This window comes from Dictyoglomus sp. NZ13-RE01, from assembly GCA_002878375.1.
Lineage (GTDB): Bacteria > Dictyoglomota > Dictyoglomia > Dictyoglomales > Dictyoglomaceae > NZ13-RE01.
The window spans coordinates 173,823-196,625 of the sequence record NIRF01000002.1 but is presented as its reverse complement, the minus strand read 5'-3'; the positions used below and the strand labels follow the sequence as shown (position 1 = coordinate 196,625).

At 34.2% G+C, this 22,803-nt stretch carries 18 protein-coding genes, 1 pseudogene and 1 CRISPR repeat array (1 of these 20 cut by a window edge); of the genes and pseudogenes, 12 read left to right on the top strand and 7 right to left on the bottom strand.

The window, feature by feature from the left end; all coding sequences use genetic code 11:
- Positions 1–12: 12 nt before the first annotated feature.
- Complete coding sequence (locus tag CBR30_03535; protein PMQ02072.1) at positions 13–354, bottom strand: hypothetical protein; 342 nt, start codon at positions 352–354, stop codon at positions 13–15.
- Positions 355–670: 316 nt separating this feature from the next.
- Between CBR30_03535 and CBR30_03530 the strand changes: the two genes are divergently transcribed.
- From CBR30_03530 to CBR30_03520, 3 genes are all read left to right on the top strand, one after another.
- A complete protein-coding gene (locus CBR30_03530) occupies positions 671–1,996 on the top strand; it encodes a sn-glycerol-3-phosphate ABC transporter substrate-binding protein (protein PMQ02071.1) in 1,326 nt (441 codons plus the stop codon).
- A gap of 73 nt (positions 1,997–2,069) precedes the next feature.
- A complete protein-coding gene (locus CBR30_03525) occupies positions 2,070–2,957 on the top strand; it encodes a glycerol-3-phosphate transporter permease (GenBank protein PMQ02070.1) in 888 nt (295 codons plus the stop codon).
- A 2-nt stretch (positions 2,958–2,959) separates the two neighbouring features.
- Positions 2,960–3,814, top strand: a complete 855-nt coding sequence (locus tag CBR30_03520; GenBank protein ID PMQ02069.1) for a glycerol-3-phosphate transporter — start codon at positions 2,960–2,962, stop codon at positions 3,812–3,814.
- A 1-nt stretch (position 3,815) separates the two neighbouring features.
- On the opposite strand, the gene rbsK is transcribed toward CBR30_03520, so the two are convergent.
- The 4 genes from rbsK to CBR30_03500 are packed head-to-tail and all read right to left on the bottom strand — an operon-like array spanning position 3,816 to position 7,805.
- A complete protein-coding gene (gene rbsK, locus CBR30_03515; GenBank protein PMQ02068.1) occupies positions 3,816–4,754 on the bottom strand; it encodes a ribokinase in 939 nt (312 codons plus the stop codon).
- 14 nt (positions 4,755–4,768) lie between these two features.
- Entirely contained in the window at positions 4,769–5,596 is an 828-nt protein-coding gene (locus CBR30_03510) for an ABC transporter permease (GenBank protein PMQ02067.1), read from the bottom strand.
- A 3-nt stretch (positions 5,597–5,599) separates the two neighbouring features.
- A complete protein-coding gene (locus tag CBR30_03505) occupies positions 5,600–6,493 on the bottom strand; it encodes an ABC transporter permease (protein ID PMQ02066.1) in 894 nt (297 codons plus the stop codon).
- A 52-nt stretch (positions 6,494–6,545) separates the two neighbouring features.
- On the bottom strand, positions 6,546–7,805 hold the full coding sequence (locus CBR30_03500; GenBank protein PMQ02065.1) for an ABC transporter substrate-binding protein: 1,260 nt from the start codon (positions 7,803–7,805) through the stop codon (positions 6,546–6,548).
- 317 nt (positions 7,806–8,122) lie between these two features.
- On the opposite strand from CBR30_03500, the gene CBR30_03495 reads away from it, so the two are divergent.
- The 7 genes from CBR30_03495 (at position 8,123) to CBR30_03465 (ending at position 16,792) form a co-directional block, all read left to right on the top strand.
- The gene (locus CBR30_03495) at positions 8,123–10,492 is read left to right on the top strand and encodes a phosphoketolase (GenBank protein ID PMQ02064.1); all 2,370 of its coding nucleotides are present in this window, start codon (positions 8,123–8,125) and stop codon (positions 10,490–10,492) included.
- Positions 10,493–10,747: 255 nt separating this feature from the next.
- Positions 10,748–11,395, top strand: coding sequence for a polyketide cyclase (locus CBR30_03490; protein PMQ02063.1), 648 nt, complete (start codon positions 10,748–10,750; stop codon positions 11,393–11,395).
- A gap of 1 nt (position 11,396) precedes the next feature.
- Entirely contained in the window at positions 11,397–12,494 is a 1,098-nt protein-coding gene (locus tag CBR30_03485; protein ID PMQ02062.1) for a glycosyl transferase, read from the top strand.
- 136 nt (positions 12,495–12,630) lie between these two features.
- Positions 12,631–13,638: a hypothetical protein gene (locus CBR30_03480; GenBank protein ID PMQ02061.1), complete on the top strand. Its 1,008-nt coding sequence runs from the start codon at positions 12,631–12,633 to the stop codon at positions 13,636–13,638.
- A 103-nt stretch (positions 13,639–13,741) separates the two neighbouring features.
- Complete coding sequence (locus tag CBR30_03475) at positions 13,742–15,016, top strand: ABC transporter substrate-binding protein (GenBank protein ID PMQ02060.1); 1,275 nt, start codon at positions 13,742–13,744, stop codon at positions 15,014–15,016.
- Between the two features lie 58 nt (positions 15,017–15,074).
- A complete protein-coding gene (locus tag CBR30_03470; protein ID PMQ02059.1) occupies positions 15,075–15,974 on the top strand; it encodes a lactose ABC transporter permease in 900 nt (299 codons plus the stop codon).
- Positions 15,974–16,792 (top strand): lactose ABC transporter permease, encoded by an 819-nt coding sequence (locus CBR30_03465; GenBank protein ID PMQ02058.1) that lies wholly within the window; start codon positions 15,974–15,976, stop codon positions 16,790–16,792. Before CBR30_03470 ends, CBR30_03465 begins: the two co-directional genes overlap by 1 nt.
- Positions 16,793–16,911: 119 nt before the next feature.
- Here the strand turns inward: CBR30_03465 and CBR30_03460 are convergent, their stop codons facing one another.
- Positions 16,912–18,570, bottom strand: a complete 1,659-nt coding sequence (locus tag CBR30_03460) for a hypothetical protein (GenBank protein PMQ02082.1) — start codon at positions 18,568–18,570, stop codon at positions 16,912–16,914.
- A 254-nt stretch (positions 18,571–18,824) separates the two neighbouring features.
- Here CBR30_03460 and CBR30_03455 point away from each other — a divergent pair.
- Positions 18,825–19,155, top strand: a pseudogene (locus tag CBR30_03455) (hypothetical protein).
- Between the two features lie 142 nt (positions 19,156–19,297).
- Here CBR30_03455 and CBR30_03450 read toward each other — a convergent pair.
- A complete protein-coding gene (locus tag CBR30_03450) occupies positions 19,298–19,951 on the bottom strand; it encodes a peroxiredoxin (protein PMQ02057.1) in 654 nt (217 codons plus the stop codon).
- Positions 19,952–20,105: 154 nt separating this feature from the next.
- Between CBR30_03450 and lpdA the strand changes: the two genes are divergently transcribed.
- Positions 20,106–21,497: a dihydrolipoyl dehydrogenase gene (gene lpdA / locus CBR30_03445; protein ID PMQ02056.1), complete on the top strand. Its 1,392-nt coding sequence runs from the start codon at positions 20,106–20,108 to the stop codon at positions 21,495–21,497.
- 41 nt (positions 21,498–21,538) lie between these two features.
- Positions 21,539–22,803: direct repeats of the CRISPR family, unit length 30 nt; unit sequence GTTTCAATCCCTTATAGGCGAGCTACAAAC; it runs 560 nt beyond the window's last position.

Here is a 22,803-nt window from a genome sequence, read left to right as displayed (position 1 = left end):
TTGTAATTTCCATCATATTAAGGACCTTCTTGATGAAAGAGAGAATATTAAAATATCCGTCTCTTCTGTAAGAAAAATATTAATCGAAAATGGATTCTCTTCTCCTATCAAGAAAAGAAGACCTAAGATTAGAAAGCTTAGAGAAAGAAAATCTTCAAGAGGATTACTCTTCTTACCGCAGTTGATGATGCAACAGGAGAAATTCTTTCTGCTATCTTTCTTAAGTTTAATAGCTAAATCCTTTTGTTCTTGAGTGATATACCCTTCTTTCCATTTATTCAACCATTTTCTAACTGTTTTAGGGATAGTATTAAAAGCCTTAGCAGCAGGTTTAATAATAATTCCAAATGGCACCTGGACACCTCTATCTTTATGGTATTTTGAATAAGAATGCCATAAAAATGAAAGGTGCTATATTCTTTTTTCACTCCTACTCTAATAACTTTGATATCCATTAGGGGGATACCATCTCTCATCCGTTTTCCAATTATTGTTGACAATCTTTTTTGATTTAATTTATAATAACTACAAGCCTAGGAGAAGATGAGAGAAAAGGCTTTGGGGATTGAATATTATCCTCAGAGCCTTTTTTAGTAAGGAGGTGGTATGTAAAAGTTATTAATTTAATCCGTTTTCATCTTTAATAAATTAATAAACGGGAGGTTTTAGTATGAAAAAGTTAATTCCTATTTTATTCTTAATCTTGTTTACTTTTGTATTAGTGAATGCGCAAGTTCCTCAAGGTAGAGTTGAAATAGAATTCTGGTTTGCTCTAACCGGTCCATTAGGCGACGCAACAATGAAATTAGTTAACGATTTTAATTCATCTCAGAACAAATATTGGGTAAATGCAGTCTACAAAGGTTCGTATGCGGAAGTTATGTCTGCTGCAATTGCTGCTTATAGAGCTGGAAAAGCACCCCATATTGTACAGATTTTCGAAGTGGGTACTGCAACAATGATGTATTCAAAGGCTATTTATCCTGTATATCAATTATTTAAAGATATAGGAGTTCCTTTTGATCCTAAAAAATATATTCCTGCAGTAAAAGACTATTATAGTTATCCTGATGGAAGAATGGCAGCCATGCCTTTTAATAGTTCTACTGCTGTTCTTTGGTATAACAAGGATGCTTTCCGTAAAGCAGGACTTGACCCTAATAATCCTCCAAAGACTTGGGCTGAGGTGAGAAAGGCATCCTTAGAGATTGTTAAAAAGGGAGCAGCAAAGATTGGTCTATCAGCTTCTTGGCTTCCATGGACACAATTTGAGCAATTTGGTGCTATTCATAATGTACCATATGCAACTCGTTGGAATGGATTCCTTGGTTTAGATGCAAGATTAGCTTTAAACCATCCTCTTTATATCCGTCATGTACAAAATTTAATTGATATGCAAAAAGAAGGTTCCTTCACCTATGGAGGAAGAGATGCTCAACCTGATGGACTTTTCCCATCTGGGGAGGCTGCAATGCTTATTGCTTCTTCCGCATTGTATGGTCGTGTTTCAAGGGAAGCGAAGTTTGATTGGGGTATAACTTATCTCCCTTATTATGATGATGTTCCTAAAGCTCCATATAACTCTATTATCGGTGGAGCAGCTCTTTGGGTAATGCGTAGACCTGATGCAACAATTGAGCATTATAAGGCAGTGGCTGAATTCTTCAAATTCCTTGGTTTACCCGAAAATGATGCATGGTGGCATATGAATACAGGATATCTTCCTGTAACATTAGATGGTTACAAACATGCGAAAGAACAAGGATTTTATAAAAAGAATCCATTTGCTGAAATACCAATTTTACAATTGACTCGAACTAACCCCACTCCTAATACTAAGGGTTTAAGACTTGGAAATTTACCTTCTATTCGTATAGTAATATATGAGGAAATGGAAAAAGCTTTACAAGGTCAGCAATCTGCTAAAGATACTATAAACAACATTGTTAACCGTGGTAATAGCATATTAAGAGATTTTGAGGCTATTTATAAGTAATAAAAACATAAGGGGGCTTGGGAGGTGCTTCTTAAGCCCCCTTTCAGTAAATATTTAAATAAGGAGGATATAAATGGAAGAGCGCCCAGTTTTTCCTAATAAGATTTTGCCATATTTACTCATTCTTCCCCAATTAATATTTACTATTGTTTTTTTTATATGGCCTGCTATCCAATCAGTATACTTATCTTTACAAAGAACTGATCCTTTTGGACTTCGTTCACAATTTGTTGGTTTAGCAAATTTTATTTCTCTTCTTACAGATAAATACTATTTACAATCCATTTGGACTTCTATTGTTTTCTCTTTAACTGTAACTTTAATTACTTTGTCAGTAGCCTTAATTCTTGCTGTTTCTGCCAATAAGCCTATTTATGGATCAAAAATATTTAGAACACTATTAATATGGCCTTATGCTTTAGCACCTGCTGTAGCTGGTGTGCTTTGGTTATTTCTTTTTCAACCATCCATAGGAATATTAGCAAGGTTTCTTAATAAAATAGGAATTAACTGGAATTACCACTTAAATGGAATGCAAGCTTTATTAATGGTTATTTTAGTATCATCTTGGAAACAAGTTAGTTATAATTTTATCTTCTTTTTGGCTGGACTCCAATCTATTCCTCAATCCTTGATTGAGGCAGCTCAGATGGATGGGGCAAATTCTCGAAAGATATTCTGGTCTATAGTTTTTCCTCTTTTATCTCCTACAACCTTCTTTTTAATAGTTATGGATCTTGTTTATGCCTTTTTTGATACTTTTGGGGTGATTGATGCATTAACTAAAGGAGGACCAGGAAAAGCTACAGAAATTTTAGTATATAAAGTTTATGTAGATGGTACGATTAATTTTAATATAAGCAGTTCTTCCGCCCAATCAGTTATTCTTCTCATTATAGTAAGTATTCTTACTGCTTTACAATTTCGTTTCATAGAAAAAAGAGTTTATTATGGAGGTTAATTATGAGAGTCTTGGAATCATTAAAAAATAACTGGTTTGCCTATTTAATTCTTATTATAGGAGTAGTTATTATGGTTTTTCCTTTATATATGGCCTTTATTGCCTCTACTCATGATGCTGCTACTATTGGTAGGGGGATTATGCCTCTTACCCCTGGAAAGTATACCGTTGAAAATTATATTAGAGCTTGGAGGGTAGGTAGTGGAGCAAATATCATTGGTGTACCTGTACGTATTATGCTTATTAATTCTTTAATAATGGCTTTAATTATTGCTATAGGGAAAATTTTGGTCTCGCTATTATCTGGCTATGCTTTTGTATATTTTGACTTTCCTTTACGAAAATTTTTCTTTTGGTTAACCTTCATTACAATTATGCTACCATTAGAAGTACGTATTATTCCAACTTATAAGGTTGCTTCTGATCTTAAACTTTTAAATTCTTTTGCCGGTTTAACTCTCCCACTAATGGTATCTGCTACAGGTACTCTTCTTTTCCGTCAAACCTTTCTTAGTATACCAAGGGAGTTTTTGGATGCTGCAAGGATTGATGGCGCTGGACCTGTAAGATGTTTGACCCATATAGTATTTCCTTTAATAAGACCAAATTTGTCTGCTTTATTTGTAATATTATTTATTTATGGATGGAATCAATATTTATGGCCTATTCTAATAACTACAGATGTAAAAATGCAAACTTTGGTGATGGGAATTGTTAAAATGTTGGGAGGACCTGAAGCTTTGGTGGATTGGAATATTGTTATGGCAAGTGCCATTATTTCAATGATTATTCCTGTAGGAATAGTAATTCTAATGCAGAGATGGCTAATTAAAGGTTTAACGGAGGTTGAAAAATAAATTAAAAAAGAGCCTCACCAGTTTCCTTTAAGAAATTTTCTACTTCTTCTCTATATGGCATAGAGGAGGCCCCAAGTCTTTTCACTTTTAAGCCAGCTACTGCATTGGCAAAATATACTGCCTCCTCTAAGTCTTTTCCTTCTGCAAGAGCTACAGCTAATCCCCCATTAAAAGCATCTCCTGCTCCTGTAGTATCTACTGCATCTACTTTAAAGGACGGAACATATATAGATTTTTCTTTGTTAACAACGAGCGCTCCCTCTTTTCCAAGAGTTACTACTACATTCTTTACTCCAAGAGATATCACTTTTTCTACTGCTCTTTCAATATCGTCTCTTGATTCTATCGTTATCCCGCTAATTGCTTCTAATTCACTTCTATTTGGAGTTATTAAATCTATATCTTCCCATATATGTGGGTTTACTTCTCTTGCTGGGGCAGGATTTAAAATTAACTTTGGTTTTTTTATGTTTTTTACAACTTTAACAACATATTCCACAGTTTCGATTGGTATTTCGAATTGAGTTAGGATAACATCTGCATCTTTAATAATTTCTATTGCATTATCTATAGTTTTTTTCGTAACTTTCATATTTGCTCCAGGGGCAACTACAATCATGTTTTCTCCACTCTTTTCATCAACAACTATAAGAGCAACACCTGTATGTGTCTCTGAAGAAACCTCTAAATAATCTACATTGATTCTTTCTCTTTTAAAATTATTCTTTGCTATTTCTCCAAAAGTATCATTTCCTACACATCCCACAAAATAAACTTCTGCTCCTAATCTTGAGGCACATATTGCTTGATTTGATCCCTTTCCTCCTGGGACCATAACGAAAGGACCACCTAAAACAGTTTCTCCCGGTCTTGGTAAATGAGGGGCTTTTGAAACCATATCAATATTGAAGCTCCCTATAATTACAACCTTAGTACGCATTTTGTCACCTCTCTTTATTTTATTGCTCCTTGGGTCATTCCAGAAATAAACTCTCTTGACATTATAGAATAAATAATCATAACAGGAACAACAGCAAGCCATAATGCAGTTGATAATAAATGCCATTGATGGGCATATTCACCGTAGAAAACAGATACTGCTAAGGGGATAGTTTCTTTAGAACGATCGCTTATCAGAATAAGAGGGAAGAAGAAGTCATTCCATACAGATACAAAATTTACAATAGCGACTACAACAAGAGCAGGCTTTATGAGGGGTAGATCAATTTTCCTAAAAATTGTCCAAGGCGAAGCTCCATCAATTTGTGCAGACTCTTCCAATTCTATAGGTACATCATCTAAGAAGTTCTTAAGAAGAAATACAGAAAAAGGCACTCCTGTTCCCATATATAGAAGTATTAAACCAAGGCGAGAATTCAAAAGCCCTACATCTCTAAGCATAATGAATATTGGTATAATAGCTAAACGAGCTGGAAAAGCAAGTCCTGCTATTACATATAAATATAAAATTTTCCTAAATGGAAATCTATAACGAGAAAGAATATAAGCCATCATAGAAGAAATAATTAAAATACCAATTACAGAAAAAACTGAAATGAAAAAACTATTGAGATAGCCTACTCCTAAGTTTGCCTTAGTCCACGCTTCTACATAATTTTCCCATCTTAGTTGTTTTGGGAGAGAAAATGGAGTCAAAAATATCTCTGAAAGACTCTTGAAAGAATTCATAACAATATTTAAAAAAGGAACAATAATTATAATAGAATAAATTGTAAAAAGAGAAAATACAATTACTTTGGATTTAGTACCTAATTTTAGCATCTTTTACCTTCTCCTTTCTACTAAACGAATATATAAAAAGGAAACAGGAAGAATTATTAAGAACATTAGTGTTACAATTGCTGCACCTAAGCCTAAATCCATTCTTGCACTTCCTAATCCTCCAAAAGCTGTCCTATAAAAAAGAGTTCCCAAAACATCTGTACTTCTAAATGGTCCTGCTTGTACTCCTTCCAAAGCATATATAAGTTCAAAAACACTAAAGGACCATATGAATAATAAGAGTATTAAAGTTTGTGCTGTAGGTATAGTTAGTGGGATAATAATGTTTTTAATTACATTCCAGTTATTTGCTCCATCAATATATGCTGCTTCAATAAAATCAGGTTGAATATTTATTATAGCAGCTAACATAACTAAAACGTAGAAACCTAAATGTCTCCATATATTGACTGCAATAATAGTATTAAAAGCAAAATTTGGATCGCCAAGCCATGCTTTTGCAAAATGTCCTAATCCAATTGCTTTCAAGATTTGATTGATTAATCCAATTTGAGGATTAAGTATTAATCCCCATATAAATCCTACAAGAACCATAGAAATTACATTAGGAATATATATAATACTTCTAAATATATGATATCCCTTTATTTGAGTTGCTAAACCTAATGCAACAATGAAACCAAGAGAAACCTCAACAATAGAAACTACAATAAAAAAGTAGATATTATGCCATAAAGCATTGAAAAACTCCTCTTTAAAAGATCCAAAAAGCGTATCATAAAAATTTTTAAGCCCTACATATTTTTTTGCCCCAACACCAACCCAACTAAAAAAGCTTAGGTAAATACTTGAAATAAATGGATAAATTACGAAAATAGTATAAAGAATGAAGGCTGGTGAAATAAATAATAAAAGGTTATACCATTTGATTTTCATATTTTTATATCCCCCTAATAAAAGCCCCCTCACAAAAGGAGGGGGCTTTTTGTTATCTTTTCTTCATTAAAGGTTTATACCATTGAGAAATACCATTTTGAGCATTTTGGGCTAATTCTTCGGGAGTTATTTTCCCCGCATACATTGCTTGCATTCCTGGGGCTAAAATATCATCATATAGAGATGGCTTCTGAGTTACAAATACAGATCCAACCCAGTATACATATGGAGAAGCATGCTTCTTAGATACTTCTAATACCTCTAATAATAAAGGATCTTGAGGTATTTTAGCTCCAAGAACTGCTGGAATGTTATATGTGATGTTAGAAAAAATAGTTCCAAAATCTGGGGTTGCTGTAAATTCTAAAACCTTTAAAGCCATATCTCTATTTTTAGCTCCCTTTACTAAAGAAAAGGCACCATCCATATACACATATGCATATGGTTTTCTATCTTTTGTAAGAGGTGGAACCATAAAGTATCCTACATTGATCTTGGGGTTTAATTGCCTCCAAGTTTGAAGTCCCCATATACCATAGAATACCATAGCTGCTTGCCCAAAAGCAAAAGCAGAATCTTGATCAGTAGTAGAATTTGCTAAGAATCCATCTTGATAATATTTCTTTAAATCATTTAATCTCTTGTTTAGATCGATAAATTTAGGATCTAAGAAATTGGTTTTACCATTAGTTAGATCTCTGATCCATTCTGGACCAAGTACGCTTACTCCGCACATAGCATGCTGCATAGCTAAAGTCCATGCTTCTTTTCCAGGTATAAAGAAAGGTGTTACTCCATTCTTCTTTAAAATTTCACAATTATTAATGAGCTCATCCCAGGTTTCGGGTTCTTTAAGCCCAAATTTGTCATATATATCTTTGTTGTAAAAGATTCCTACAACTTGTAATGCAAACGGAACTCCATAAGTTTTCCCACCACTTCTTATATATTTTAAAGTATTACTAGTAAAGTATGTAAACTTAATTTTTCCATCCAGTGGTTCTATAAAACCTGCATCAATAAGTGCTTGGGTTCTTCCACCTGGGAGTCTTCTTGAGTAGAAAATATCAGGACCCGTACCTCCTTGTAGTGCAAGCATTACCTTTGCATCATATTCTGTAGGGACAAAAGGTCTAAAATCTATTTTTACAGGAATTCCCTTCTTATTTAACTCTTTCTCTACTCTTGCCCATACTTCTGCATCTTGGGATCTCCAACTCCATATTTCAACTTTATTTTCTACTCCAGAGGAAATGGTTAAAAACAAGAATGAAAAAAGTATAAAAAGTAGGGTACTAATAAATTTTTTCACAATACTTCACCTCCTCATTAATTGTGTGATATTGTGGGGATATTATTTAATCACCTCCTTTAATCACCTCCTTATGATGTGAAATGATATTAGCAATTAAAACTCTACATAAATATTTTTAAAAGTTCAAGTTTGTTTCAATCCCTTATAGGAGATCTACAATTTTAATTATATTATACATCAAGGTTTGTTAGATTTAAAAAGGTAAATTTAGAGATTTTTAATTTTTTATTGTACCCTGGGTTTTTTGCAGGATTGGAGGTCGACAGAAAAAATGTTATTATCATATTAAAAAACTTGAAAAGGTAGGGATGGGTATGATTGAAAAGTTAAATGAGTTTTGGAGAGCATGTTGTTATATTTCAGCAGGTATGATTTATCTTAGGGACAATCCTCTTTTAAAAAATCCTCTTAAACCAGAGCATATTAAGGAAAGACTTCTTGGTCATTGGGGAGCAAGTCCTGGGCTTTCGTTTGTCTATACTCATGGGAATAGAGTAATTAATAAATATGATTTGAATTGTATATTCATTGCAGGACCTGGACATGGAGCTCCAGGAGTTATAGCTCCTGCCTACTTAGAGGGTACCATAAGCGAGCTTTATTCTCAATTTAGTCAAGATGAGGAAGGGCTCAAAAATTTGTTTAAAGCCTTTTCTTTCCCTGGAGGGCTTGGAAGCCATTGTACCCCTGAACTTCCAGGTTCAATTCAGGAGGGCGGAGAGTTAGGGTATAGTTTCTCTCATGCCTATGGAGCAGTTTTTGACAACAAAGATTTAATAGCCATTACTGTTGTAGGAGATGGCGAGGCGGAAACTGGACCACTTGCTACTGCTTGGCACTCAAACAAATTTTTGAACCCTGTAAGAGATGGAGCTGTTCTTCCAGTACTACTTCTCAATGGCTACAAAATTAATAACCCTACAATTCTATCAAGGATTGAAAATGAAGAGTTAATATCTTTATTTAAGGGGTATGGTTATGATCCTAAGATAGTAGAGGGAGAAGATCCTTTAGAAGTACATGAAAAGATGGCTGAGGTTATGGATTATTGTATTGAGAAGATTCTCAGTATTTGGGATGAGGCAAGATCTAATAATAAACCTTTTAGACCCTCCTATCCCATGATAATACTTAGAACTCCTAAGGGTTGGACTGCTCCCAGAAAAGTTGGAGGTCATTATATAGAAGGTTATTGGAGAGCCCACCAGGTACCTTTTGCTGATGCAAAAGAAAATCCTAAAACTCTCGAGATTCTTGAAAGTTGGCTTAGAAGTTACGAGCCAGAAAAACTTTTTGATAAGAATGGCAAATTAAGAGAAGATTTGAGAGAGCTAACTCCAAAAGGTGAAAAAAGAATGAGTGCAAATCCGCATGCAAATGGTGGTTTATTGAGGAAAGAGCTAAAATTACCAAACCTTAAAAATTTTGCAGTGGTTGTGAACAATCCTACAGAAGATATGGCGGAGAATACGCGTCCCTTAGGAGTGTTTTTGAAGGAAACTATAAGTTTAAATCCTGAGAATTTTAGAGTTTTTGGACCAGATGAAACAAAATCGAATAGACTTGATGCAGTTTTTGAGCATGGAAAGGCATGGATGGGAAAGATACTACCAGAAGATGAGGATGAAGGTTTTCTTAGTCCCTTTGGAAGAACTATGGAGATGCTCTCGGAGCATACACTTGAGGGATGGTTAGAAGGTTATATTCTTACGGGTAGGCATGGTTTTCTAAACACTTATGAGGGTTTTGCTCCTATAATATCATCAATGGTAAATCAGTTTGGAAAGTGGATAGATATATCTACTGATGTGCCCTGGAGAGCCCCCATATCTTCGCTTAACCTCCTTCTTACATCAGTTGTTTGGAGACAAGACCATAATGGTTTTACGCATCAAGACCCTGGTTTTGTTACGTCAATCGTTGATAAGTGGCCAAATGTGGTAAGAGTTTATTTCCCACCAGATGCAAATACTTTACTTTGTACTGTATGGTACTCACTGCAAACCACAAATAGAATAAATATTATTGTAGCGGATAAACAAAAACATCCTCAGTACTTGAGTATTGACGAGGCATTTAAGCATGCCATGAAAGGAATAGGAATATGGGACTTTGCAAGTAACCATCCTGATAAGGATCCAGATGTAGTAATAGCAAGTTGTGGTGATATTCCTACTAAAGAGGCTATCTATGCTGTTAAAATTTTAAAGAAATTATTCCCTGAGCTTAGAATTAGGTTTGTAAATGTATTAAATCTATTTACTTTAACACCTAATACAGAGCATCCTGATGGTCTTTCTGATAAAGAATTTGACTCGTATTTTACTAAAGATAAGCCTATAATATTTAACTTCCATGGATATCCATGGCTAATACATAGATTAACTTATAGGAGAAATAATCATAAAAATCTACATGTAAGGGGATACAGAGAAAATAGAAAAATTGGAATTGAAGCAGGATATCTTGCACCTTTCCTAAAAGGAAGAGGAGGAATAACTACTCCTCTTCAACTTGCCATTCTAAATCAGATAGATCGATTTAGTATAGCAATGGATGTAATTGAGAGAGTAGAAAGTCTTCAGGAAAAAGGTGGATATTTCAAAGATATGTTAAAGAATAAACAGATTGAAGCATTAGAGTATGCATATAATCATGGTGTAGATTTGGAGCTTGAAATATAGATAAAATTTACAGGGAGTGCCTAATTTATAATTTTGAAAGGGCACTCCCTGACTAAGTTTGTCTTCCCACTCCTTTATACTTAAATCCATGTTTTTTAACTTCTTGAGGATCTAATATGTTCACTCCATCTATAATTATTGGTTTTTTCAATTGGCAACATCATTTGAGTCCTATAATTCTCTTAAAGTTCCCTCTTCATCTTTAAAAATATAACATGTGATATAATGAGAAAAAAATGAGGAGGAATTTTTGAGATGAGAATTCTTTGGGAAAATCCTATAGATGTGAGTTTGTTAATTCATGAAGATATGCTTTTCTGGCCAAGTGATCCCAAGTTTGAAAGGGAATGGGTCTCTGAAATTTCTAAAGGAAGACATGTAAATCTTTCTAAATTAACACTTGGCTCTCATACTGGAACCCATGTGGATGCTCCCTTTCATTTTATAGCAGATGGAAAAACTGTAGAGCTTTTGGACATTAGAAAATTTTATGGAGTTGCCAAGGTTTTTGAGGTTAAAAATGATAAAAAAATACTTCTTTCTGAAATAAAGGATTTTGACATTGAGGAGAATGATATAGTTCTCTTTAAAACTAAGAATTCAAAATTGCTACTGGAAAATAGATTCCATGATGATTATGTGGGATTATCGTTGGAATCCGCTATTTATTTAGCAGAAAAGAAAATCAAAACTGTAGGCATTGACTATCTATCTATAGGACCAAGAGGTGATGAGGGAAGAGCGGTCCATAAGGTTCTTCTTGGGAATGAGATAGGCATAATTGAGGGACTGAACCTATTGAATGTGAAGGAAGGAAAATATTTTATTGTTGCTTTGCCATTGAATATAAAGGGAGGAGAAGGTTCATTAGTAAGGGCTATCCTTTTCCCTATTGAGGAATAAAATGAAGGTAGCAATCGTTCATGATTGGATTGTAAATATTGGGGGTGCAGAAAAAGTTTTAACCACTTTCCTTGAGTTATTTCCCTCTGCAGATCTTTTCACATTGGTTGCTGATAAAGAAACTTTAAAGAAACTCCGCATCTCTCAAAAAGTTTATGAGTCTTTTATCTCTAATCTTCCTTTCGGAAGAAGAAATTATTCCTTCTATCTTCCTCTTATGCCTGTTGCTATTGAGCAATTTGACCTTTCAAAATATGATTTAATTATTTCAAGTAGCCACTGCGTAGCTAAAGGAATCTTGACAAAATCCTATCAGATACATGTTTGCTATTGCCATACTCCTATGAGATATATATGGGACCTTTACTTTCCTTATTTAAAGGATAAGAAGGTATATAGAGGATTAAAAAGCCTATTAGTTAGGGGGATTTTTCATTATTTAAGGATGTGGGATGTGGTTAGTGCAAATAGGGTGGATTACTTTATATCAAACTCCCAAAATGTGGCAAAAAGGATATGGAAAACCTATAGAAGGGAGGCAAGGGTTATATATCCTCCTGTGGATATAGAAAAATTTGAACCATCAGAGGAAAAAGACGAGTATTTTATAGTACTTTCCAGGCTTGTCCCCTATAAAAAAGTAGATCTTGTTGTTGAAACCTTTAATGAGCTTAAGATTCCTCTTATAGTAATAGGTGAAGGAGAAGATATGGATAAGATAAAGAAATTAGCCAAAGATAATGTTAAGATCTTAGGTTGGCAGGAGGAAAGTGAGGTAAGAAAATATTTAGCGAGGGCACAGGCTCTTATTTTCCCTGTAGAGGAAGATTTTGGAATTGTCCCTATTGAGGCTCAGGCAAGTGGGACTCCTGTTATTGCTTATGGAAGGGGAGGAGCCTTAGAAACAGTCATTGATGGAAAAACGGGCATATTTTTTTATGAGCAAAATGTTAAAAGTCTTAAAGAGGCTGTTTATAGGTTTTTGAAGGAAAAAGATAATTTCAAAAAAGAAGATCTTATTAAGAATGCCCAAAGATTCTCAAAAGAAAGATTTAAAAAAGAAATATTAGATTTTTTGAAAGAGATTATAAACCTCTAAAGTTTTTCTTATTTTCTTCTATAATTCTTTGTTTTTTATTTCATGTTTTTTTCATGAAAATTTACTTGAAAATTTTTATTTTATTCATTATAATTTAGGGTAAGAATACTAAAATTTTATTGATGGAATTTTAAAAATGCCAAGAAGTAAGAAAAAAGTTACTATGTTGGACATCGCTAAAAAAGCGGGGGTTTCCCTGGGAACTGTTTCCCGTGTACTCAATAAAGCAGGAAATGTCCAAAAGGACATAGAGGAAAAAGTTCTAAAAACAGCTATTAATTTAGGATATGAATTGGAGTTAAAGAAAAAGGGGAAAATCGGTACTGTTGGTTTTGTAATAAGAGAATTAGAGAATGATCCTACACAGAATGTATATTTTTCAGCTATTTTGAGAGGGGCTCAAAAAAGGGCAGAAGAATTGGGAGGAAGACTGGTCTATAGTGTAGTACCAAATACTGATGACAAAATAAAAGAGGTAGTCGCCAAGATAAAGAATTTACAAGTTGATGCTCTTCTCTTAGTTAATCTAAGCAATTCTAAGCTCGTTGAGGAAATATTAAAGCTTTCTATCCCTTCAGTAGTAATGGAGGATTACTTTCCCGACTTAGAGGTGGATAGTGTAACTACTGATGCGTTTGATGGGGCAGTTAAAGTAGCCAAATTTCTACTCCAAAAACATAAAAAGATTGCATTTATTGATGGACCACAAGATCAGTATGATGTAGTCCAAAGATCCGCAGGTTTCTGTTTTACCTTAGAAAAATTAGGAAATCCTATTGATCCTGATCTAATTGCATATAGCGATCTTCTTCCAGAAGGCGGATATAGAGCTATGATGGAGCTCTTAGATAAAGGTAAAGAGTTTACCGCCGTTTATTGTACAAATGATAATTCTGCCATAGGTGCTATAAGGGCTTTAAAGGAAAGAGGGTTAAAAGTGCCAGAAGATGTTTCTGTTGTTGGAAATGATGACATAGATATGGCATCACTGATTGATCCACCTTTGACCACAGTGAGGGTATTTAGAGAATCTTTGGGAAGAGTAGCTGTTGATCATCTCCATAAGAAAATTTATGAGCCTTACGGACCAGTTTTAAAAATTGTAATTCCTGAGGAGCTTGTAATCCGTAAGAGTACTATTTAATTTGAATCTTTAAGGAGGTGATAATTTAGAGGAATTTTTAGAAAGAATTTTAATAATTCTCAATGTTTCCTTCTCTAAAAATTTTTTGTAAGGGGGTTGTATTATGAAGAGACTTGTTAAATTAAGCATTATATCATTAATATTAATAGCATTTGCTTTAGGTGTTTTAAATGCTGCTGAGAAGGTTGGTAAGATAACAATCTGGTGCTGGGACCCCAATTTTAATATACCCATAATGAAAGAGGCTGCTGCAAGATATCAAAAGATAAATCCAAAAGTACAATTTGAAATCGCTGATATGGCAAAGGCAGATGTAGAGCAAAAGTTGAATACTGTGCTTGCATCTGGTGTTAAAACAGGACTCCCTGAGATAGTTTTAATTGAAGATTACAATGCCCAAAAGTATTTAAGGGCATATCCAGGTGCTTTTGCTGATTTAACAAAACATTTCAACTACAAGTTATTTGCTCCTTATAAAGTTCAACTCATGACTCTTGATGGAAAAGTTTATGGAGTTCCTTTTGATTCAGGAGTTGCTGGATTTTTCTATAGAAGAGATTATTTAGAGCAAGCAGGATTTAAACCCAAAGATTTAGAAAATATTACATGGGATAGGTTTATTGAAATTGGTAAAGTAGTTAAGGCAAAAACTGGTAAATATATGATAAGTGGAGACCCATATGATGGTGGGTTAATGAGAATAGTAATGCAATCTGCAGGTCAATGGTATTTTGATAAGAGTGGAAAAGTTAATATTGCAAACAATCCTGCTATTAAAGAAGCTGTAATTCTTTACAAGAAGTTAAGAGAATCTGGTATATCAAAAGAGATAAGTGGATGGAACCAATGGGTAGCCTCCTTCAATAGTGGGGAAGTTGCTTCTGTAATTACTGGTGTTTGGATTATTGGTTCTATAAAGGCAGCAAAAGATCAAAGTGGAAAATGGGGTGTTGCTCCTATCCCAAGATTAAATCTTCCAGGAGCAGTTAATGCTTCTAACCTTGGTGGCTCAAGCTGGTATGTATTACAGAACTCCCAAAATAGAGATATAGCTATAGACTTCTTAAAACAGATATATGCAAAAGACTTAGATTTCTATCAGAAGATATTAGTTGAAAGGGGAGCGGTAGGTACCTTCTTACCAGCCCAATCTGGAAAAGCATATCAAGAGCCAGATCCATTCTTTGGTGGTCAAAAAGTTTATGCAGAATTTTCAAAATGGATGAAGCAAATTCCACCTGTAGACTATGGAATATACACCTATGAGGCAGACAGTGCAATAATGTCTGTAATGCCAGACATACTATCTGGAAAACTTTCTGTAGATGAAGGCTTAAAGAAGGCAGAAGAGCAACTTCTCAATATGCTTGGTAAATAATGAATCAGGGAGAGGGGTTTTTCCCTCTCCCAATTTATTATGAAGGGGTAGAAGAAGTATGACAGCATTTTTAAGAAAGAGATATTTGAATCTGTGGGGTTGGTTTTTTGTTTCTTTTGCAATTGTAGGTGTAGGTTTATTCTTGCTTTATCCTATTATTTATTCTTTGTATCTTTCAACATTCACATCAAGAGGAGTTATTCAAGAATTTGTAGGTTTTGGAAATTATTTACGACTGTTTAAAGATGAAACCTTTTTGACTGCCCTGAAAAATACTTTAATTATTTTGGTTGTTCAAGTACCTATTATGCTTATTTTGGCATTGATTCTTGCAGTGCTTTTAAATGATCAACGGTTAAAGTTTGGAGGGGTTTTTAGAACTGCTATTTTTCTTCCATGTGTAACTTCTCTTGTTGCCTACACTGTTTTATTTAAGATGATGTTTAGTGTTGATGGATTAATTAATAAAATCTTATTGTCTATACACTTGATAAATAAGCCTATCCCTTGGCTTTTGGATCCTTTTTGGGCAAAGGTTACTCTTATTTTGGCTCTTACATGGAGATGGACAGGGTATAACATGGTATTTTATTTAGCTGGACTGCAAAATATACCTACTGAGATTTATGAGGCAGCAGATATTGATGGGGCTGGAGAGATTACTAAGTTTTTCAAGTTAACTATACCTATGCTTAAGCCCATTATAGTTTTTACATCAATCATGTCTACAATAGGAACCTTACAATTGTTTGATGAGCCTATGAATTTAGCAAGTGGTGTTGTGACAGGATCAAGCGTTGGTCCTGCAAATTCTCTTTTGACGCCATCCGTTTATATCTATAATATCTGCTTTAAATATATGCCTAATTTTGGCTATGCTTCTGCAATATCCTATATTATTGTACTTATAGTTGCTATTCTATCCTTTATTCAATTGAGATGGGCAGGTGAAAGATAATGAAAAAAAGATTGGCAATTAGATATTTCTTTATTTATTTGTTTCTAATCATAGTATCAATAATTTCTGTTTTTCCATTCTTTTGGATGATTGTGGGAATGACCAATACATCTGTTGATATAAATAGGGGAAAATTGACCTTTGGAAATGCATTATTAGAAAACTTCAGAAACCTATTTCAAAATTATAACATGTGGCAAATAATACTAAATTCCTTTAAAATATCTTTTTTTGTGGTTTTAGGTGCTTTGATTGTTTCCTCTTTAGCTGCTTACGGGTTTGAATTCTGTCCATCTAAATCAAGAGAAAGATTTTATGCAATTTTACTCCTAACTATGATGATTCCTTTTGCAGCCTTAATGGTGCCTTTATTTAGGATGATGTCTAATTTAAATCTGCTCGACAATCATTGGGGAGTTATTCTGCCCATGATACCTTCTGTATTTTTACTCTTTTTCTTCCGTCAGAATTTCAAATTATATCCTAAGGAAATTATAATGGCTGCAAAAGTAGATGGGGCAAACGAGCTTAGAATCTTAACATCAATTGTTTTTCCTTCTATGAAATCTACTTACGCAGCTGCAGCTATATGGGCATTTATGACAAGTTGGAATTCCTATCTTTGGCCATTGGTTGTTTTGCAGAGCAGTGATAAGAAGACCTTAATTTTGCTCTTATCTACTCTTGCTTCTGGATATAACCCAGATTTTGGAGTCATTATGGCTCTAATTGTAATTACAACGTTGCCTATGATAGTTATATTTTTTGGATTACAAAAGTATTTTGTGCAAGGTATTCTTGGTGCTGTAAAGCAATAGAATATATTTTATACAAGATTTCTTATTTGAGGTATCTCAATAGAAAATTTCTCCCAAGAGAGAAATAGTCCTCTTTTGGGAGAAATTCTTTGTTAATATTTCCTCTTTCTGCCAGTAATTTACAATAAATCTGGATTATATACTAAGGTAACTTTACCATATTCTACAAAGAGTCCCCCAAAAATTCCAATCGGATAAGGTTTCCCTTTTAATTCTCCTTTTATTACCTTCTCAACTGCTATTCTAACATCGTCTATATAATCAGGAGGCAAGGGATTATTTCCTGAGTGGTAGAGATGCCCTGTATAAATCTTATCAAAATCTTTTTTATAGCCTTCTAACTTTTTAATAGTTTCTAAGTATTTTTTCAAAGGAGAAGCACCAGGAACCTGTAACCATAAATGTCCTGCTCCAATGGCATCACTTGTAAATATAATTCTGTTTTTCCTATCCAATAGAGCAATAGAGCCTGGCGTATGTCCAGGAAGTTCTATTACTTCAAGCACTCTATCTCCCAAATCAAATTTATCTCCCTCTTTTACAGGTAAAAATTTTATATCTTTTTTAATTCCGAAGAGAGGTAAAATCTCCTTTTCCTTTTCTGACATATATACTTTTTCAAATTGATCTGCCTGAAGAATATGGTCATGGTGACCGTGAAGAACAACTACTTCTAAGGGTTTATCGGTAAGCTTATTTATGAACTCTTTGAGATTTCCTTCCCCTATACCTGTATCTATTAAAAGGGCTTTTTCACTGCCAATTATTAAATACATGCTATCAAACCTATAATCATTTATAACATAGATATTAGGTTCTACTAATATAGCATTGTATTTATCTCTTCTTGATTGGGAGAAAAGCCAGTTGATCATATTTTTATCGTTGTAGGCAAAGACCCAGGAAAAATGAGGATTTGGTACTAATGGTGGGGTAAGTAGCCCACTATCAAACTCAGTGTATATCACCTTTTCGCTTACTTGTTTAAGGGCATTAATAGTCTTCCTTACGATCTCTTTATCAACGATGGGATCATCTTCTGCATGAAAAGCCCACACAGGAATATCTTTTATTAAGCTTACTTTGTTTGGATTTCCTCCTCCACATATTGGGACCAAAGCAGAGAAAGTGTCAGGATGTGCCATAGCTAAAGCCCAAGTCCCAAAACCTCCCATTGATAGCCCAGTTAAATAAATTCTATTCTGATCAATATTGTATTCTTCAGAGATTTTTTGTATTAATTCATAGACCATTTCAAGATATATGGATGGAGAAAAGGAATCTTCTGGATTGAAAAGGGTTGTCCAACTGCTATGCTGAGGACATTGGGGAGCTAATATAAAACAGGGAAACTTAGATTGTATATCGTCTTCTGCCCAAACCACTCCACCCTTATTTGCTTTTAAAGGTGCTTGGTTCCCATAACCTCTTTCTCCTGCTCCATGTAAAAAGACTACAAGAGGATATATTAATTTAGGATTATAATTTTCAGGAACATATAAACTATAGTAAAGTTCTTCAGAATCTTTTTTATAAATAAAGTTTTTAAATTTATCAACTAAAAGATTTTCTCTATCTTTACCTATATAAATTCTTGCAGGATAAATATTCCCATTAATTGATTTCAAATTTTCTTTTTGAATAATGATATATTCTAAATCATAATCGTAATTAAATCCTATTCTTCCATCACTCTTGTAATAAAAAGTATTGGCATTAATATCGTTGGGGTATAATTCAATTACTAAATACTCTCCAGCTACCGGATTATTTGTCATGCGAGGTGAGTTGTTTGTATAAATCTTAGTAATAGTTCTATTCCCTAAATCACTGCCTGAATCATTTATCCTATTAGCAATTACTTCAAAAGCATTAGGAGATAAATTGATACTATCAATAGGCTCTGGAAACTTTATAACTATAGCTTCAACCACTTGCCCTAACGGTTCAACCTTAGTTATTAACTTCACGTTAAAATTTTCCAATTATCTCACCCCTTTAAAATATTGTTAACTAATTATACAATAACATCATGAGGCTTTGGACCATACATCCTAAATATTTGGATAGTATATGGAGATCCTTTAAAAGCAATAAATTCTTTTCTTTCCTACGTATTTATTGAGGCAGAAAGAAGGGGTTATCATTTTGATATTAGCAAAATAGAATTTTTACCATTAGAAAGACTTATACCTACTACTACTGGACAAGTTGAGTATGAATTTCGTTTATTAATTAAAAAACTCAGTATTAGAGCGCCAGAATTATATGAGGATTTAAAGATTATGAAGAATATAGAATGCAATCCTATTTTTTACGTTTTGGAGGGACCTATTGAAAGTTTTGAAAAAGTTAAACAATAGATCCCTCCTAAAATTCATTAGAATTCAAGCCCAAGTCGAAGATAGAGGATGCTTTGGTTTAAAAGAGGAGAATTTTAGAACACCTCCTTCTGAGAATAATTATATCATATTCCCAGAAGGAGGTGTTTGTTTTAGATGTTAACTAAATTTTCTTGTATGCAAACCACCAATCGTAGGCTTCTATTTCTCCTTTTTTGGCTTTTTCTAATATTTCTTTTGCAGTCTTAATATCTTTGGCAGGTGAAATTATTGCCTTATCACCAATAAGCTCATTGTTTGGCCAATTTTCTGGTAATGCAACTCCTTTTTCATCGGAAACTTGAAGGGCTTTTAGTGCTCTAATAATTTCATCTACATTTCTACCTATCTCCTGTGGATAGTATATTATTAACCTTATTACTCCTTGAGGGTCTACTATGAATACTGCTCTTACAGTATTTGTACCTTTTCCTGGATGGATTAAGCCAAGTTTTTCTGCAACTTCCCCAGTATCTGCTATGATTGGAAATTCAATGTCTACCCCAAGTTTTTCTTTAATCCATTCTACCCATTTGATATGAGAAAATACTTGGTCTACGCTAAGTCCAATTAATTCTGCATTAAGTTCTCTAAATTTGTTGTACCTCTTTTGGAATGCATAAAATTCTGTTGTACATACAGGAGTAAAATCTGCAGGATGGCTAAATAGTACAAACCATTTTCCAGCAAAAGCTTTAGGAAGTTCTAACTCTCCATGAGTAGTTTGCACTTTTACCTCTGGAAATTTTTCTCCTAACAAGGGTAATCTGGTTTCCATTTTCAACACCTCCTAATTTTTTAATTTAAAATTATTCTCATTTTCAATTTTATTATATCAAACTGAAAAATTTTTGCAAGTAGGAAAATTTACTTTTTAATTCTCTATATATATGATATAAAAAAATAAAAAATTTTTAAGAAGGAGGTTTGATATGGAGAAGTTTGATGTAATCTTCTTAGGAGCTGGAAGTGCTGGTTATGTAGGAGCTATAAGGTCCGCAGACTTAGGTATGTCTGTATGTATTATTGAAAATAGAGAGCTTGGAGGAACATGTTTAAATAGGGGATGTATTCCAACAAAAGCTTTATTAAAATCTGCAGATTTGTATACAGAAGCCAAAGAATCTAAAGTTTTTGGGATAGACATTCCTAATATTTCCTATGATATTGATGGAATATTAAAATGGAAAGAAAATGTAGTGAAAAAATTAGTTTCTGGAGTTGAGTTTCTTTTAAAATCAAGGAAAGTAGTTATAAAGAGAGGTTTTGGCAAAATTGTAGATGGTGGAACTATAGAGATAGAAACTCAAAATGGTAAGGAATTAGTGCAAGGTAAAAATATTGTTATAGCCACAGGATCAGAGCCAGCAGAGATTCCAGCCTTAAAAATCGATCATGTAAATATATTGAATTCCGACGATGCATTGAATTTAAGAGAAATTCCTGATGATGTGGTTATAGTAGGAGCAGGTGCTATTGGAATAGAGTTTGCAACTTTTTGGTCATCCTTTGGTGCAAAAGTAACAATTGTTGAGATGATGCCTCAAGTGGTACCCACTCTCAGAGATAGAAAAACTGCTCAGGTAATTCAGAGAATACTAAGTAAAAAAGGAGTAAAAGTCATTACAGGAACGAAAATAGAAAATATTGAAGTAAAGGATGGAAAAGTTTATTCTACTCTTTCTACAGGAGAAGTTCTTACTTCAAGTAAGGTACTTGTATCCATTGGAAGAAAGCTTAATTCTGAAGGCATTGGATTAGAAAGTGTAGGGATTAAGACAGATAGAGGAAGAATAATAGTAGATAATTATTTAAGAACAAATGTGGAAGGTTTTTATGCTGTTGGAGATGTAATAGGTGGACTACTTCTTGCACACAAGGCAATGTATGATGGAGAGACAGTAGCAGAAATTATTGCAGGAAAGGACAAACCTGTTTCTTATGAGGTTGTTCCATGGGCAATATTCTCCAAGCCAGAAATCTCAGCAGTTGGACTAACTGAGGAAGAGGCAGTGGAAAAAGGTATAGAAGTAATAACAGGGGAATTTCCTTTTACAGCAAATGGAAAGGCTCTAACTATGAATTCTACCGATGGTTTTGTTAAGATTGTTGCTAAGAAGGATACTAAGGAAATTATTGGAGCTCAAATAGTAGGACCAGAGGCATCAGTTTTAATAAGCGAGCTTGCTCTTGCTATGAAAGCAAAACTAACCTTAAATGATATAGCAAATACAATACACACTCATCCTACATTGCCAGAGGCAATTCTTGAATCTGCCAAATCTGCTTTGGGCGAAGCTATTCATATTGTAAATAAGAAATAGGGGGGAGACATTCTCCCTCCCTTCTTCCTATTTTTGGCATCATTTCAATCCCTTATAGGCGAGCTACAAACCATTACCTTCAAACTTTTTGAGATTCAATTTATTTGGTTTCAATCCCTTATAGGCGATCTACAAACTTGGAAAAATGAAGTTAGTAGATATTTTCCAGAAATAGTTTCAATCCCTTATAGGCGAGCTACAAACTGACACCTCCTAAACAAATTTTAGTCTACAATTTTAGTTTCAATCCCTTATAGGCGAGCTACAAACCACACAGGAATTGTAGGAAGTTTCTTCACCACTCTTAGTTTCAATCCCTTATAGGCGAGCTACAAACGCTCTACTGAACACGCAAGAGGCCCCGACCTTCTTAGTTTCAATCCCTTATAGGCGAGCTACAAACCTAAACACTCAGGAGTTAGTGAGGGGAATATATGAAGGTTTCAATCCCTTATAGGCGAGCTACAAACCTTCTGATACCACCTGTCCCATATCTCTCTCTCTACGTTTCAATCCCTTATAGGCGAGCTACAAACGACTTTATAAGTGAATGCTGTATAGAAGACCAAAATAGTTTCAATCCCTTATAGGCGAGCTACAAACATTATCAAGCGTCCGAAACGTCTTCCTTCGTATTCGAGTTTCAATCCCTTATAGGCGAGCTACAAACGCTGAATTTTCTTCTGCATACACAGGGAAGATTCTCCGTTTCAATCCCTTATAGGCGAGCTACAAACGGGTTTGCTTTTGATGTTATGTCTGATATAATGAATAGTTTCAATCCCTTATAGGCGAGCTACAAACTCTTCTACATATATTACGAGAGAAAAGAGAAGTATTGTTTCAATCCCTTATAGGCGAGCTACAAACGAAAGGACTGAGGAGAAAGGAGGTGAAGAGAAGTGAAGTTTCAATCCCTTATAGGCGAGCTACAAACCGAACCTGTAATGGTTGTGTATGACAATTGGGCTTATTGTTTCAATCCCTTATAGGCGAGCTACAAACAAAAATCCCAAAGAAAAATCCAATCCCCCCAACAACAGTTTCAATCCCTTATAGGCGAGCTACAAACACATTTTGTGCTTTTTGGCTTACATCCTCTAAAATTTGTTTCAATCCCTTATAGGCGAGCTACAAACCAATTTTTATTTTCAATTTTATGATAGCATAGTTTTGTTTCAATCCCTTATAGGCGAGCTACAAACTGGGGCTTTCCGAAATACATTCCAGGGGCGTTTTGTTTGTTTCAATCCCTTATAGGCGAGCTACAAACGTGCTGGTATGACCCTGATTGAGATTTTCCAAA